Source organism: Streptosporangium sp. NPDC049248, assembly GCF_040678965.1.
In the GTDB taxonomy this organism is placed as follows: Bacteria; Actinomycetota; Actinomycetes; order Streptosporangiales; family Streptosporangiaceae; genus Streptosporangium; species Streptosporangium fukuiense.
In genome coordinates this window covers 54,016-69,578 of record NZ_JBFAQY010000008.1, presented here as the reverse complement: position 1 = coordinate 69,578, position 15,563 = coordinate 54,016, and the positions used below count along the sequence as shown (strand labels likewise).

The following is a 15,563-nucleotide window of genomic DNA, read 5'->3' as shown; positions in this document are numbered from 1 at the left end:
CGGCCCCGACGCCTCGGTCAGCCGTGGACGTCGGGGCCGGCACGGGTGATCGTGATCTTCACGATCACCCGTCGGTCCCGCTCCATGGCGGCCCGGTAGTCGTCCCAGTCGGGGTGCTCACCTGAGATGTCGCGGTAGTAGGAGACCAGGGTCTCCATCGCCTCGGGCAGCGAGATGATCTCCGCGGTGCCGTCGATCTGGATCCATTCGCCGAAGAAGGCGTCGGTGGTCACGCAGAGCGAGAGTCTCGGGTCCCTGCGCAGGTTGCGAACCTTGGCCGCGGTCTCCCGGGTGCTGACGATCGGGTTCCCTTCCGCGTCGAGCCCCACGGTGACCGGGGAGAGCTGCGGACGCCCATCCGCATGCGTGGTCAGCATTACCGCGCGGTGGTTGGCACGGATGAATCCGCGCGCCTTCTCATGATCCATGAACTCATCATGGCGCACATGACAGAGCCCGCACCACCAAGGTGGCGCGGGCTTGGCGAAGACGGTCGACTACAGGTGGCGGGTACGGCGGTGCCGCTCGTGCTCGTGCACTATGGCGGCGGCATAGCCGTGGGACAGCCCGTGCTCGTCCGCGAGCCAGGTGGCGCGCTCATCGCAACGAAGGAACGACGGACCGTTGTCGATTGCTCGGAACCACTCGGGGAGTGCGCGTCCCGTGATATCCGGAACCCTTGCGATCAGCTTGTTCTGCGTCTCCATTGAGTGGTTCAACGACATGGGCACCTCCACGGATAGGCTCCTTTGCTCGACAGTGCATCACGAAAGCGCAGATAGCAAGCCCCGAGACACTCTCTCTCGTCGCGGTTCGTCTATCCCCCGTTGCCTTCCGTTCACTCACGCATCCGCTCAGAAAAAAGGAGGCCCCGCCGGATCGGATCCGGCGGGGCCTCCTGGCGTCACGGTCAGTCACTACTTGAGAAGTAGCTCAGCAGGCGCAGGATCTCCAGGTAGATCCAGACCAGGGTGACGGTCAGGCCGAAGGCCATCAGCCACGAGTACTTCTCCGGGGCGCCGGCCCGCACCCCGCGCTCGACCTCGTCGAAGTCGAGAAGCAGGAAGAAGCAGCCGATGAGGATCGTGGCGATGCTGAACACGTAGGCCAGCGGGCCGCCGGCCCGGATGCCGATGCCGTCCTCGATGAAGAAACCGGCGAGCAGGTTGATGAGCATGAGGCCCATCAGTCCCAGCCCGGCGGCCACCACGAACTTGGTGAACTTCGGCGTCACCCGGATGATGCGCAACGAGTAGACCGTCAGCATGGCGCCGAACGCCAGAGCCGTACCCACCACCGCCTGGAAGACGATGCCGCTGTACAGATCATTGTAGACATGGCTGATCACGCCGATGGCGACGCCGTACGCCACCGAGTAGCCGAGGATCAACGCGGGGTTGGTGCTCTGTTTGAACGAGATGATCAGGGCCAGCACCAGGCCGGCGATGACGCCGACGATCGCCGCGCCCATGCCGAGGTTGAGCGCCCAGGCGACCGCCGCCGAGACAACGAGCGTGCCGAGCGTGATGAAGCCACGCACGACCACGTCGTCGATCGTCATCGTCCGCTGTGCGGGCGGCGCGTATGACGGCGTGTTGTACATTCCCTGAAGCTGGTCAGGGGTGGGGGTCGGCATGCCCCATCCCTGCTGATGCCCCTTGGCCTGCCGACTGAATACGGGGTTCTTGCTCTCCATCGCTGCCTCCACGCTGCGACCTACGCGATCAGCGTATTAGATCGGTTGTCACACGGCCGTATCGTGCTGATATCCATGTTGTTCAAGTGACCGTACGGCTACCGCCGATGTTGCCAACGAACGGTTGGCGCGTCTGGTTCCCGGACCTCACATCTCCTTCGCCGATCTCTCGTCGAAAAGGCGCTGCGACGCCTCGACCTCGTCGAGGTTGCGGCGCGCCCACTCGCAGAGGCCGGTCACGGTGACCGAGAGGTCACGGCCGATCCGGGTGAGCACGTATTCCACCCTGGGCGGCGAGGTCGGATAGACGTTGCGCTCGACGATGCCGTCGCGCTCCAGCGCCCGCAGCGTCCGGGTCAGCATGCGCTGGTTGATCCCCTCGATCCGCGCCTTGAGCCGGGAGAACCGCTGGGCCTCGTACCCCAGGGCCGCGATCACCAGCAGGGACCACTTGTCCCCGATGTGATCGATCACCTGCCGGGCGATCCCATTGGCCCGGAGCATCGGCTCCAGGTTCGCCTCGTTCCCCATGGTTACTATTTTATACCAGGGCCCCGTCGAATCCCAAGTAGTAAGAAAAATCGGCCCGCGACCACATTTGCACTGGTCACGGACCGATTGTCGAATGGGCAATGCGGTACCCCCGGAGGGACTCGAACCCTCACTCGAACCCTTTTAAGGGGTTTGCCTCTGCCATTGGGCTACGGGGGCGCCTAATCATACGTAACGGAACACTCATGCGTAACTGCTCAAGCCAACCGTCGCATGACTCACTGCTCCAAATCTACGGACCCGCCCTGGATTCGGGAACCCGGTCAAGAAATAGCACACCGTCGGCAACGACGAATCCGGGGGTGGACACTCCTGTCCACCCCCGGAGAGGTTCAGGTCGTCGCCGCGGCGCGGAACTCCGTACGTGGCTCCTCGATCTCTCCGAGAGAGACGGTCTCGCGCTTGAAGAAGAGCGCCAGGGTCCAGTCGGCCGTCACCCGGACCTTTCGGTTGATCGTGGGCACCCGCGACAGATGATAGGTGCGGTGCATGAACCACGCGGCAAGCCCGCGGAGCTTGATCCCGTAGACGTTGGCGACCCCCTTGTGCAGGCCCAGTCCCGCGACGGAGCCGACGTACCTGTGCCGGTAGTCGACCTGCTCCTTCCCGTGGAGCCTGCGGGTGATGTTGTCCGCGAGGACCTTGGCCTGCCGTACGGCGTGCTGGGCGTTGGGCGCGCAGTACTGGCCCGGGTTGGTCACGTCGGGCACGCCCGCCACGTCTCCGGCCGCGTAGGCGTCCTCGACGCCGACCACGGTCAGCCGGGTGCTCGTCTTGATCCGGCCACGCTCGTCGAGGGGCAGGTCTCCGGCGTTGACGACCGGGCTGGGCTTCACCCCGGCGGTCCACACGATGGTGGCGGATTCGAACTCGTCGCCGTCGGAGAGCTTGACCAGGCCGCCCTCGCAGGAGTCGAGGCGGGTGTTCATCTTGACCTCGATGCCGCGCTCGCGCAGCTGCTCGGCGGTCCACTTGCCCATCTCGGGGCCCACCTCGGGCAGGATGCGGTCGGTGGCCTCCACGAGGACCCAGCGCATGTCCTCGCGGGAGATGTTGCGGTAGTAGCGGGTGGCGTCGACCGCCATGTCCTCCAGCTCCGCGAGCGCCTCGACACCCGCGAAGCCGCCGCCGACCACGACGAACGTCAGCGCCCGCTTGCGCAGGGCCTCGTCGTCGTCGCTCTCGGCCCGGTCGAGGAGTTCGAGCACCCGGTTGCGCAGCGCGATCGCCTCGCCGACGGTCTTGAAACCGATCGCGGCGTCGGCCAGGCCCGGAATGGGGAGCGTACGGGAGATCGAGCCCGCGGCCATGACCACGATGTCGTAGTCGATCTCGTGCGCCGTGCCGACGTTGGGCGCGAAGGTGAGACTCTTGGCGGCGTGGTTGACCTTGGTCACCTTGCCGTTGAGGATCGTCGCCTTCGAGAGCACGCGCCTGAGCGGGACGACCACGTGCCGGGGCGAGAGGTTTCCGGCGGCCGCCTCGGGCAGGAAGGGCTGGTAGGTCATGTGGGACTCGGGGGTGAGAACAGTGATTCGCACGCTTCCTTCGCGCAGTTCCTTGCGGAGCGTGTGCTGCAGGCGCAGCACGGTGTAAAGGCCGACGTAGCCTCCACCGATCACCACGATGTGCTTGGAGTTGCGGTCCACTTCGACGCCTTCCTTAAGTCTCGAGGCTTGTGAAAGCTTTCACAAGCATACGTGCGCGGCCCCGGTCGCGCCAGCCACAAGCCTGGCAACCTATCCGAAATTTCTGCCGACGGTTAGAAACATCCCCTCTTCTCGTGAAAATTCCTGCCGATCTTCTGGTTGTGATTGATTTCACAAGTTGCGGAGCGCGTTCGCCCTGGTGAAAAGCTCGTCGAGCATCGGCGCGGTCACCCGGCCGGTGAAGGTGTTCTGCTGGCTGGGGTGGTAGCAGCCGAGAAGGTGTACGGGGCTTCCCCCGGGGGAGGTGATCTCCACTTCGGCGCCGTGCCCGAAGGCCGGCCTCGGCCGGGGCAGGGCGTACCCGGCGTCCTTCAGCGCGGGCCAGATCGCCTGCCAGGCGAAGCCTCCCAGCGCGACGATCACCCGTAGGTCCGCCGAGATCAGGGCGACCTCACGGGCCAGCCAGGGGAAGCAGGTGGCCCGCTCGGTCGGCTCTGGCCGGTTCGCGGGCGGAGCGCACCGGACCGCCGCCACCATCCGCGCGCCGACGAGCCGCTGCCCGTCGCCCGCGTGCAGGCTGGTCTCCTGTACGGCCAGCCCCGTCCGGTACAGCGAGGCGAACAGCCAGTCACCACTGCGGTCGCCGGTGAAGATCCTCCCGGTCCTGTTGCCGCCGTGCGCCGCCGGGGCCAGTCCGACGATCAGGATCTCGGGCCGCTCCGCGCCCCATCCGGCGATGGGCCGGCCCCAGTAGGTCTCCTCGGCGAACGCCCGTCTCTTGACCGTCGCCACCTCCTCGCGCCACTCGACCAGGCGCGGACAGGCCCTGCAGACCGACTGCGCGGCCGTGAGCTCAGCGAGGGTACCGCTCTTCTCCGCGAGCTCGCGCACCTCGGCGGGGTCGTGGGCGACGGGGGTGTCGGGCTGGGCGGGATCACCGGGCCAGCCGGATCCTGGAGGAACACAGGTCATGAGTTTGATGGTGCCCGATGCGGGAGACCGCGGAGCACATCGGGCCGCTCGCCTTCCGCGGGGTGGCCGGGGAGAAAAGGCGACAGGCGGCGCCCGCTGGGTGCGGACGCCGCCTGTTTCACTCCGGACACGTTCCGGCGTCAGTCGCCGGGCATGCTGTCGCGACTGTCAGGCCATCAGGCGGGAAGACTCGCGGCGGGGGTAGGAGTGGGGGTCGGGGTGGGAGGGGGCACGCAGGTGACCTTGCCCACCGCGGTGCCACTCGTCGGGCCACCGTAGATCTCGATCGCGCGCTTGGCCTCACCGGACGCCGAGGCGGTCCAGGTGTCGGTCACGCTCTGGCTCTGCGGACCGTGACCGCCGAAGTAGACACTCTGCCAGTCGCCCGCGACACCGTCGCGGATCCAGCGGTACTTCACGGCGCCACGGAGGTGCGAGACGCTGATCGTGCCGGTGAACGTACGGGCCGCCGGGCAGGTGCCGGCGTAGTCGGCCGGGGCGTAGGCCGAGACCGACACCTTCGGCGACGTGTCCTTGCACCAGATCTTGAAGTAGGCGCGGTTGGACGAGGTCCCGACCGGGCTGAGGATCTCCAGCTCGGCCCAGCCCCTGAAGTCGTCACGGGGCTTGATCACGTGGTAGACCTTGCGCGAGCCGTTGACGTGAACGGCGTCACGGTCGACGACGCGGCCGTTGACGACCCACTGGTAACGCACCCAGCGGGAGTCGGAGGTGGTGATGCGGCCGATCAGGGCAGCCTCGCAGTTGCCCTCGTCGACCCACACCTGCGCACCGACACCGGGCCTGACGACCTCGTAGTCGTCCTCACCGGCGCCACAGGAGACCGAGAAGCGGCCCTTCGCGGAGGTGGCGGCACGCGGAGCCAGGAGCTGGATGGCCTGCCAGCCCTTGACGTCGCCCTTGAAGGTCGCCTTCTCCTTGACGGTGAAGCTCTTGACGCCCTTGCCGCGGAAGGTGAAGGTCTGGACCTTGCCCTTGGACCCGTCTCCGCGCAACCACCGGTAGGCGACGGTGGTCTTGGCCTTGACGGCCTTCACCTTGATCTTCGAGGAGAAGGTCACCTTGACCGGGCACTCACCCTCGTACTTCGAGGGAGACGCCTTGGGAGTGCCCGCCCACACCGCGGGCTTCGGCTTCGGCTTGGCGGCGGCCGAGACCGCCTGACCCGATCCACTGGCCGCCGCTGCGGGCGTGGCCAGCATGCCTACTGCCATGGTTGCCAGCATGGCCGCGCCGGCTCCTGCTGCGGCTAGCTTTCTTGCTAGTCCGGACTTCATGAGGGGATGCTCCGTTCGTTGGGAAGCAAGATTCGCCCTGGAGACGGTTGCCGCCCCGACAACAAGCTGTGCCGGGCCCACGGCAAAGTCCCACTAAAGCTTCTTTACCTAACCATAAACGGGAAGCTTTCCTCAATACTCCCTAAACGGGTGAATTGTCTAGGTCTTGTTATGACGTGGCTGCGGACCACGCGATGCCATCGAGGATGTCGCGCTCGCTGGCGACCACATCACCGAAACCGTAACGGGTCACTATCCGGTCGAGGATGAGCGCGCCCGCCCCGATCACGTCGACCCTGCCGGGGTGCATGACGGGAATCTCCGCCCGCTGCCCGACGGTCATTCCGAGCAATCTGCCGGCAATGTCATGCACCTGACCTGCGGTAATTCGCGAATGATGAATTTTCTGCGAGTCATATTCGGATAGTTCGAGCGCTACTCCGGCGACCGTGGTGACCGAACCGGCAAGCCCGACCAGCGTCAACGCCCGTTCCACCGGCACCTCGGCCGCGACCCGGTCGAGCGCGTCGTCGATGTCGGCGGTCATCGCCTCGATCGCCTCCGCCGACGGCGGGTCACCCGCGCCGCGCAGGTGACGCTCGGTCAGCCGGACACACCCGATGTCGACGGAGAACGCGGCCTCCACATGCGTCGAGCCGAGCACGAACTCGGTCGAGCCGCCGCCGATGTCGACCACGAGATACGGGGGGCGAGTGCCTTCCGGTGCGGGCAGTCCCGTCTCGGGCGAGAAGCGCACCAGCTCGCGGGTGGCCCCGACGAACGACAGCTCCGCCTCCTCGACGCCCGTGATCACCTCGGGCTCGACGCCGAAGATCTCGCGTACGCCGTCCACGAAGTCCTGCCGGTTGGCGGCGTCCCTCGTCGCGCTGGTGGCGACCACGCGGACCGAGGCGGCCGCGTGCCGGTCGATGAGCTCGGCATAGCCGCGCATGGCGGTGAACGTGCGCTCCAGGGCGTCCGCCGCCAGCCTGCCGGTCTCGTCGACCCCCTGCCCCAGCCGGACGATCTCCATTCGGCGCTCGACGTCGATCAGCCTGTCCCTGCCGACCTCGGCGATGAGCAGGCGGACGGAGTTGGTACCGCAGTCGATCGCGGCGACGCGGATCACTTGCTCTCCTCTACGTCTTCGACGTCCACACACGGCCCGGCGGCCCACCAATCGCCGAGCGCGTCAAGGGCCTCATGGCCGAAGGGGTTGCTCCCCGGCACCGCGAGCTCGTGCCCGACCAGGGCGTGCAGGCATTTGACCCGGGTGGGCATGCCCCCGGTGCTCTGCATGTCACGGGGCAGCGGCTCCAGGCCGTCCTCGGCGGCCGCGGCGTCACGGCGCGCCAGGTAGTCCTCGTGGGCGGCCCGGTACGCCTCGGCCAGCTCCGGGTCGTCGGCGAGCCTGGCCTGCATCTCCCGCATCATCCCCGAGGTCTCCAGCGTACCGATGGCCGAGGCGGCCCTGGGGCACGTGAGATAGAACAGGGTCGGGAAGGGCGATCCGTCGGGCAGTCTCGGCGCGGTCTCGACGACGTCGGGCAGCCCGCACGGGCAGCGGTGCGCCACCCCCCGCAGTCCTCGCGGCGCCCGGCCGAGCTGTCGCTCCACCGCCGCCACGTCGCGGTCATCAACCATTCGTGACACCCCCAAGAAGATGACAACCAGGGTATCGGCGTCACCCGGCGGCCTTCGCCGCCTTCTGCCCGGTGCCGCTGTCGGCGGCCTTGACCGAGTCCCACAGCGTTTCGTACCACGGTGGTCTGGCGACGGCCTTCCGCTCACCGACCGTGTTCCTGCCCGGCGCGGGCGACTCGCCCATGACGACGTAGCACTTCTGGCCGGGGTCGCAGTAGAAGAGCCGCTCCCTGCCCTGCCGTTTGATGAAACCGGGGTCCAGGAGCTGCTTGTGGCGGTCGTCCAGGGCTTTGATCGCGGCGATCTCCCTGGCCTTGTCCTGCTCCAGCTGGGCGATCTGGCGGCGCTGTGCGACGTACTCCCTGATGGGGTAGGCGAGGCTCATGGCGATCGCGCACACCACGATCGCGAGGACCGCGGCCCGTCCCGTCAACTGCGGCCGTGTCGCCATGCGCCCCTCCTCGTCCCCACGTTCTCGCGGCCCCGTCCGTCGTGCCCCGTCCGTCGTGCTCTGTGTCCACCGTGCCCCGCGCAGCGGCTCCGACACCGGCGATCGCCGATCTTCGCACCTCGGGAACGCCGGACCGCGGCCGGCGTTCCCGAAGTGCGGCCCGCGCTCGGAACGGGTGCGAGCCGCCAGAAGAAACTATCGCCGGAAACGCGGGAAGGCCGCCCGACCCGCGTAACGGGCCGCGTCGTCCAAAAGCTCCTCGATGCGGAGCAACTGGTTGTACTTGGCCACCCGGTCGGAGCGGGCCGGGGCACCGGTCTTGATCTGGCCGCAGTTGGTGGCCACGGCGAGGTCGGCGATCGTGGTGTCCTCGGTCTCGCCGGAGCGGTGGCTCATCATGCAGCGGTAACCGCTGCGGTGGGCCAGGTCCACCGCGTCGAGGGTCTCGGTCAGGGTGCCGATCTGGTTGACCTTGACCAGCAGCGCGTTGGCGGTGCCCTCGGCGATGCCGCGGGCCAGGCGCTCGGGGTTGGTCACGAACAGGTCGTCGCCGACCAGCTGGACCTTGTCGCCGAGGGCACGGGTGATGGCGTTCCAGCCCTCCCAGTCGCTCTCGTCCAGCGGGTCCTCGATGGAGACCAGCGGATAGTTCGCGACCAGGTCCTCGTAGAAGGCGATCAGCTCGGTGGCGGACAGCCCCTTGCCGTCGATGGTGTAGACGCCGCCCGTGTGGAACTCGGAGGCGGCCACGTCGAGGGCCAGCGCGACGTCCTCGCCGGGCACGTACCCGGCCTTCTCGATGGCGACCAGGATCAGGTCGAGCGCGTCACGGTTGGAGGGCAGGTTCGGGGCGAAGCCGCCCTCGTCGCCGAGACCGGTGGCGTAGCCCTTCTCCTTCAGCACCGCCTTGAGGGCGTGGTAGACCTCGGTGCCCATCCGCACGGCCTCGCGGAACGTCTCCGCCCCGATCGGAGCGATCATGAATTCCTGGATGTCGACGTTGGTGTCGGCGTGCGCGCCGCCGTTCAGGATGTTCATCATCGGCACGGGCAGCAGGTGCGCGTTCGGCCCGCCCAGGTAGCGGAAGAGCGGCAGCTCGGCGCTGTCCGCGGCGGCCTTGGCCACGGCGAGCGAGACACCCAGGATCGCGTTGGCGCCCAGACGTGCCTTGTTGGGCGTGGCGTCCAGGTCGATCATGATCTGGTCAATGCTGCGCTGCTCGGTGGCGTCGAACCCGAGGATCTCGTCGGCGATCTCGTCGGTCACGCCGAGGACCGCCTTCTCCACGCCCTTGCCGCCGTAGCGCTCGTCGCCGTCACGGAGCTCGACGGCCTCGAACTGGCCGGTGGACGCACCACTGGGAACCGCGGCGCGCCCCTGGCTGCCGTCGTCCAGGAGGATGTCGACCTCGACCGTCGGGTTACCCCGGGAGTCAAGGATCTCTCGGGCGGTAACGCCCTCGATGGAAGCCACGAAGCGCTCCTAAAGTCGCAGGACAGTTTGCTTCAGAAGCCTATCGAGATCTATATGCCAGTACGGTGACCGGGACACCGCCGAACAATGTTCGCGCAATTTCCGTACGAGGCCCCGAAGGCACCCCACCTCCGACACCAGGACCCGCCCAACACTCAGCTCCCACCGGAGACTGAACCGAGAAGACCATCCCAAGGAGCCCCTGAGGACGTACCCCATGCCCTTCCTTGGGGGACTCCCCGTGAGGCCGCGCCGGGGACTGGACTGAGGAGAGCGGGGTCGTGAGGAACGAACGGCCCCGCTCGACGAGGGAAGGAGCCGGACAAGAGCGGCCTCACCGCGACGCGTTAGCGTCGCTGTAGGCAGGTCCGAACCGCGACGCGCAGCGTCGCAATCAACTCGCGTCGCCGATAGCCCGCCGGTAGGCGCGGGCGACGGCGCGCAACTCGGCCTCGGGGTCGAGACCGGCCGCGTGCCCCTGCCGTACGAGCTCGAAGAGCTTCGCTCCCAGGCCGTCGGCGGGCACCCCCTCGGGAAGGCCCGCCGGGGCGCCGGCACGCTCGGCGCGGCGCAGGAGCTGCGCGACGAGGGAGAGCGCGGGCTGGCCCATCGGGACGCCGTCGACCGCCGAACCCGGATCGCCGCCGCTCTTGGCCGCGCGCTCGGCCGCCTTGATGGTCTCCCAGTTGGCACTGACCTCGCCCGCGCCCTCCACCCGGGTGCCGGCGAAGACGTGCGGGTGGCGGCGGATGAGCTTGGCGACGATCCCGTCGGCCACGTCGTCGACATCGAACCCGTCCGGCCGCTCGCGGGCGACCCGCGCGTGAAAGGCCACCTGGAGGAGCAGGTCGCCCAGCTCCTCACGCAGGGCCTCATGGTCGCCCTCCTCGATGGTCTCCAGCACCTCGTAGGCCTCCTCGATGAGGTACGGGGCCAGGGACTCGTGGGTCTGCCGGGCGTCCCACGGGCATTCGACCCGCAGCCGGTCCATCACCGAGACCAGGTCGAGCAGCCGCGCGCCCGGCAGGTCGTACGAGCCGGGGACGACCTCGATCACCGGCGGGTCCTCCAGTGCCACGGCGGCGTGGCCGATGGAGCGCATCAGCGCCTCGTCGGCCTCCAGCCACACGACCGTCGCCGCCGCCGCCTCACGGACCAGCGCGGCGGGGTCGCAGGTGACCACCTCGACGTCGATCCCGGCCTCCGCCAGGTACGGCAGGTGCGGATGGTCAGCGGCCCCGGTGCGGACCGGGCCCTGTCCGAGAACCTGCCAGGCGCGATGGCTGAGCAGCCCCGGGGCGACCCGGGGCGAAGTGGTGACGATGATCAGCGACATGCCCGGAGGTTACTGCTGCGGAGTCTCGGGCTGCTCGGCGGCAGGGGCGGCGGAAGCCCCGGCGGCACCGAAACGGCCGGCGTCGACGAAGACACTCGGCTGCTCCTGGCTCCGCTGCTGGTTGAGCTGGCCGTAACGCGGGTTCCAGGTGATCGGCACGGCCTGCAGGTCCTTGATCGCCTGCTGCTGGCCGCGCTGGACGGCCGCCTCGTCGGTGCCGCCGCCGTACTTGGTGACGAGCTTGCTGATCAGCACCTGCGACCTCATGAACTCGCGTGCGTGCGAGGGGGCCACCGCCTGCTGGAGCATCTGCTGCTCGAACTTCTCCTGACCGCCCTGGCCCGCGATCACCTGGTCGATCTCGCCGTCGGTGACCGTGATGCCCTTGCTCTCCGCGACCTTCGTGTACTGCTTGGCATTGGCCAGCTGGAAGAGCACGAGCTGCGAGACGCTGTCCTGGAACTGCAGTTGCGAGGCGGAGACGCCCGCCTTGGCCAGCGCCTCCTCGTACTCGCGGACGTTCCTGTTCAGCTCGCTGGAGCTGATCCGCTCTCCACCCACGACGGCGGCGGCGCCGATCTGGTTCGGAGAGCAGGCGGTCAACGCGACACCGGCGGCGGCGACCGCCAGGATGACGCGCACTCGGGTCGACTTCACATGCGTTCCCTTCACGACAAACGTGCTTACTCTACCCGCGCGGTTTCGAGGAACATCGCCTCGACGAGATCGCCGCACCACTTGAGCAGGTCCAGATCGCGCAGCGGCTGGCCGCCCAGGGGCCTGGTCTTGGGTACGGGCACCAGCAACGTACCGGCCGCCTGCTTCAGCAGTGCCTTCGGGTACAGCCTCTGGAGCCGGACCTGCTGGGAGTCCTTCAGCTCGACCGGCGCGAACTTGATGTTCTGGCCCTGCAGGGTGACGTCGGTGAGCCCGGCGCGGCGGGCGCGAATCCGGAAGCGGGCGACCTCCAGCAGGTTCTCCACCTGCTGGGGCGGCCGTCCGTACCGGTCGACGAGCTCGTCGCGCACCGCGCCGATGTCGGAGTCGGAACCGATCGCGGCGATCCGCTTGTACGCCTCCAGCCGCAGTCGCTCGGAGGTGACGTAGTCGTGCGGGATGTGGGCGTTGATCGGCAACTCGACCTTGACGTCGGGCCGCTCGTCCTCCTGGTAGGTGCCGGCCAGCTTGGCCTTCTGCTCCTGCACCGCCTCGGCCATCATCCGCACGTACAGGTCGAAGCCGACGCCTGCGATGAAGCCCGACTGCTCGGCGCCCAGGATGTTGCCGGCGCCACGGATCTCCAGGTCCTTCATCGCCACGTACATGCCCGCGCCCATCTCGGTGTGCTGGGAGATGGTGGCCAGGCGCTCGTGGGCGGTCTCGGTGAGCGGCTTCTCCGGCGGGTACAGGAAGTAGGCGTAGCCGCGCTCGCGGCCCCGGCCGACCCGGCCGCGCAGCTGGTGGAGCTGGGAGAGGCCGTAGTTGTCGGCCCGGTCGACGATCAGGGTGTTGGCGTTGGGCACGTCCAGGCCCGACTCGACGATCGTGGTGCAGACGAGCACGTCGAAGTCGCGCTCCCAGAAGCCCACCATGATCTTTTCCAGCTGGTGCTCCTGCATCTGGCCGTGCGCGACGGCGATCCTGGCCTCGGGCACGAGCTCACGCAACATGGCCGCGACCTTGTTGATGCTGGCCACCCGGTTGTGGACGAAGAAGACCTGGCCGTCGCGCATCAGCTCGCGTCGGACCGCGGCACCGATCTGCTTCTCGTCGTACGGGCCGACGAAGGTGAGGATCGGGTGCCGCTCCTCGGGCGGGGTGAGGATCGTGGACATCTCCCTGATGCCGGTGAGCCCCATCTCCAGCGTGCGGGGGATCGGGGTCGCGGACATGGCCAGCACGTCGACCTGGGTGCGCATGTGCTTCATGGCCTCCTTGTGCTCGACGCCGAACCGCTGCTCCTCGTCGATGATGATCAGGCCGAGCTGCTTGAACCTGACCTCGGACGAGAACAGCCGGTGCGTGCCGATCACCACGTCGACCGAGCCCTCGCGCAGCCCCTCCAGGGTCGCGGAGACCTCGCCGTCGCTCTGGAACCGCGACATCGGCCTGACGTTGAGCGGGAATCCGGAGAACCGCTCGGCGAAGGTCGACATGTGCTGCTGCACCAGCAGCGTGGTCGGCACCAGGACGGCCACCTGCTTGCCGTCCTGCACCGCCTTGAACGCCGCCCGCACCGCGATCTCGGTCTTGCCGTAGCCCACGTCGCCGCAGATCAGCCGGTCCATCGGGATCGGGCGCTCCATGTCGCGCTTGACCTCGTCGATGGCCTCAAGCTGGTCACCGGTCTCGGCGTAGGGGAAGGCGTCCTCCATCTCGCGCTGCCACGGGCTGTCGGGCGCGAAGGCGTGTCCCGGCGAGGCCATCCGGGCGGAGTACAGGCGGATCAGCTCCCCGGCGATCTCCTTGACCGCCTTCTTGGCCTTGGTCTTGGCCTTGGCCCAGTCGGCACCGCCCATCCGGTTGAGGGTGGGCGACTCGCCACCGACGTAGCGGGTGACCTCGTCGAGCTGGTCGGTCGGCACGTAGAGCCGGTCGCCCCTGGCGTACTCGATCACCAGGTACTCACGGGTGGCGCCCTGTACGGTGCGCTGCACCATCTCGACGTAGCGGCCCACGCCGTGCTGCTCGTGCACGACGTTGTCGCCGACCTTGAGCTGGAGCGGATCGACCATGTTGCGGCGCCGGGACGGCAACCGCCGCATGTCCTTGGTCGAGGCCTTCTGGCCGACCAGGTCGAGGTGGGTCAGCACGGCCAGTGACGGGGTGACGAACCCGTGCTCGATCAGGCCGGTGGTGACGTGGACGACCTTGGAGTCGGGGATCCGCTCAAGGCCCGGCTCCAGGCGCGCGGGCAGGTCGACGCCCTTGAGCAGCTCGACCATGCGCTCGGCGGGGCCGTGGCCCTCGCTCAGCAGGACGACCACCCGCTCGGAGTCGAGCCAGCCCTTGATGTCCGACAGCGCCCGCTGGGTGTCGCCCCGGTACGCCTCCGCCTCGCGCGCCCTCAGCACCAGCCCGCCGTCCGGCCCGCCGCCCTGGGCACCGTCACCCTCGCCTTCGACACCGAACGGCGCGAGCGACCACCAGGGCTGGCCGAGCCGCCGCACGTGGTCGCGGATCTCCTCCAGGGTGCGGAAGGCCGCCCCGCCCAGGTCGATCGGCGCCTCGCCGCCGGAGGCCGCGTTGATCCAGGACGCCTCCAGGAACTCCTGGCTGGTCCGCACCAGCTCGTCCGCGCGCCCGCGAATGCGCTCCGGGTCGCACACGAAGATCGCCGCTCGTTCCCCCAGGTGGTCGACGAGCAGGTCCATCTCCCCGGCGAGCACAGGCGCGAACGCCTCCATGCCCTCCATCGGCACGCCCTCGGCCAGCTGCTCCAGGATCTCGGCCAGCGAGGGGTGCGTCTCGGCGAGTTCCCTCGCCCTCTCCCTGACCTCGGCGGTCAGCAGCAGCTCCCGGCAGGGGGCGGCGAACAGCCCGTCCTCGGCCACCTCCAGCGAGCGCTGGTCGGCGACCTTGAACCAGCGGATCTCCTCGACGGTGTCGCCCCAGAACTCCAGCCGGAGCGGGTGCTCCTGGGTCGGCGGGAAGACGTCGAGCAGCCCGCCCCTGACCGCGACCTCCCCGCGCTTCTCCACCATGTCGACCCGGTGATAGCCGTTCTCCACCAGGCTGTGGACGACGCCGTCGAGGTCGGCGTCGTCCCCGGCGCGCAGCCGCACCGGCCGCAGGTCGCCCAGGCCGCGCACGATCGGCTGGAGCAGCGCCCTGATCGGTGCGACCACCACGTGCAGCGGACCGGCCGAGAGGTCGCCCTCGACCGGGTGGGCCAGCCTGCGCAGCACCGCCAGGCGCTGGCCCACGGTGTCGCTGCGCGGCGACAGGCGCTCGTGCGGGAGCGTCTCCCAGGCGGGGAAGACCGCGACGGTGCTCTCGTCCAGGAGGCTGGTGAGGGCCGAGGCGAGATCCTCGGCCTCGCGGCCGGTCGCGGTCACCGCGAGGACGGTCCTGGCCGCCCTCTCCGCGCCCTCCCTGGCCAGCGCGGCCACCGCGAAGGGGCGGAGCGCCGGCGGCGCGACCAGCGACACGTCGGACGAGTCGCCCTCGCGCACATCCCGAAGAAGGGAAGCCAGCTCAGGCTCCCCGGCGACAAGGTCCAGAAGTCCGGAAAGACTCATCAGATTCGCCCACAGCCCCACGACGGCAACACGACAGCCCCGAGCCGTACGGACACGGGGGGTACCTGGTCAAGGCTACCGAATTGCGGGCCGGTGCTCCGGCCTTCGGGCGCCCGGGACCGCCCGCACCCCATAAGACCGCGCCGGCGACTGGCCCGAGGAGTGAAGGAGCGAAGCAGATGAGCGACGAGGGAGGGAGCCGGATTCCAGCGGCCGAACCGCAACGTGCCCGCGTCGCCAACGACCCGTGA

14 protein-coding genes and 1 tRNA gene are annotated in these 15,563 nt (G+C 68.6%); all 15 read right to left on the bottom strand.

The features are described 5' to 3' along the window. Positions 1–17: 17 nt before the first annotated feature. Positions 18–428, bottom strand: a complete 411-nt coding sequence (locus AB0K21_RS17175; protein WP_343977818.1) for a PPOX class F420-dependent oxidoreductase — start codon at positions 426–428, stop codon at positions 18–20. A 69-nt stretch (positions 429–497) separates the two neighbouring features. Then, positions 498–725, bottom strand: coding sequence for a DUF4287 domain-containing protein (locus AB0K21_RS17170; RefSeq protein ID WP_030910989.1), 228 nt, complete (start codon positions 723–725; stop codon positions 498–500). A gap of 185 nt (positions 726–910) precedes the next feature. Next, complete coding sequence (locus tag AB0K21_RS17165; RefSeq protein ID WP_343977821.1) at positions 911–1,696, bottom strand: Bax inhibitor-1/YccA family protein; 786 nt, start codon at positions 1,694–1,696, stop codon at positions 911–913. Between the two features lie 147 nt (positions 1,697–1,843). Beyond that, positions 1,844–2,227 carry a helix-turn-helix domain-containing protein gene (locus AB0K21_RS17160; RefSeq protein WP_343977824.1) on the bottom strand — a complete coding sequence of 128 codons (384 nt, stop codon included), beginning with the start codon at positions 2,225–2,227 and terminating at the stop codon, positions 1,844–1,846. Positions 2,228–2,334: 107 nt separating this feature from the next. Beyond that, positions 2,335–2,407: transfer RNA gene (locus AB0K21_RS17155), tRNA-Leu, on the bottom strand. Positions 2,408–2,580: 173 nt separating this feature from the next. Then, positions 2,581–3,897 (bottom strand): NAD(P)/FAD-dependent oxidoreductase, encoded by a 1,317-nt coding sequence (locus AB0K21_RS17150; protein WP_343977827.1) that lies wholly within the window; start codon positions 3,895–3,897, stop codon positions 2,581–2,583. A gap of 171 nt (positions 3,898–4,068) precedes the next feature. Beyond that, the gene (locus AB0K21_RS17145; RefSeq protein WP_364150922.1) at positions 4,069–4,869 is read right to left on the bottom strand and encodes a uracil-DNA glycosylase; all 801 of its coding nucleotides are present in this window, start codon (positions 4,867–4,869) and stop codon (positions 4,069–4,071) included. Between the two features lie 176 nt (positions 4,870–5,045). Beyond that, entirely contained in the window at positions 5,046–6,104 is a 1,059-nt protein-coding gene (locus AB0K21_RS17140; RefSeq protein ID WP_343977834.1) for a hypothetical protein, read from the bottom strand. 232 nt (positions 6,105–6,336) lie between these two features. Next, positions 6,337–7,296 carry a Ppx/GppA phosphatase family protein gene (locus tag AB0K21_RS17135; RefSeq protein ID WP_343977837.1) on the bottom strand — a complete coding sequence of 320 codons (960 nt, stop codon included), beginning with the start codon at positions 7,294–7,296 and terminating at the stop codon, positions 6,337–6,339. Next, the gene (locus tag AB0K21_RS17130) at positions 7,293–7,811 is read right to left on the bottom strand and encodes a DUF501 domain-containing protein (protein WP_364150918.1); all 519 of its coding nucleotides are present in this window, start codon (positions 7,809–7,811) and stop codon (positions 7,293–7,295) included. Before AB0K21_RS17130 ends, AB0K21_RS17135 begins: the two co-directional genes overlap by 4 nt. Before the next feature lie 40 nt (positions 7,812–7,851). Further along, positions 7,852–8,262: a septum formation initiator family protein gene (locus tag AB0K21_RS17125; RefSeq protein ID WP_343977843.1), complete on the bottom strand. Its 411-nt coding sequence runs from the start codon at positions 8,260–8,262 to the stop codon at positions 7,852–7,854. A 195-nt stretch (positions 8,263–8,457) separates the two neighbouring features. Further along, the gene (gene eno / locus AB0K21_RS17120; RefSeq protein WP_343977846.1) at positions 8,458–9,735 is read right to left on the bottom strand and encodes a phosphopyruvate hydratase; all 1,278 of its coding nucleotides are present in this window, start codon (positions 9,733–9,735) and stop codon (positions 8,458–8,460) included. Between the two features lie 394 nt (positions 9,736–10,129). Beyond that, positions 10,130–11,071 (bottom strand): MazG family protein, encoded by a 942-nt coding sequence (locus tag AB0K21_RS17115; protein ID WP_364150914.1) that lies wholly within the window; start codon positions 11,069–11,071, stop codon positions 10,130–10,132. 9 nt (positions 11,072–11,080) lie between these two features. After that, positions 11,081–11,728 carry a SurA N-terminal domain-containing protein gene (locus tag AB0K21_RS17110; protein WP_364150911.1) on the bottom strand — a complete coding sequence of 216 codons (648 nt, stop codon included), beginning with the start codon at positions 11,726–11,728 and terminating at the stop codon, positions 11,081–11,083. Between the two features lie 26 nt (positions 11,729–11,754). Further along, positions 11,755–15,312, bottom strand: a complete 3,558-nt coding sequence (mfd, locus tag AB0K21_RS17105) for a transcription-repair coupling factor (protein WP_343977856.1) — start codon at positions 15,310–15,312, stop codon at positions 11,755–11,757. Positions 15,313–15,563 lie beyond the last annotated feature (251 nt).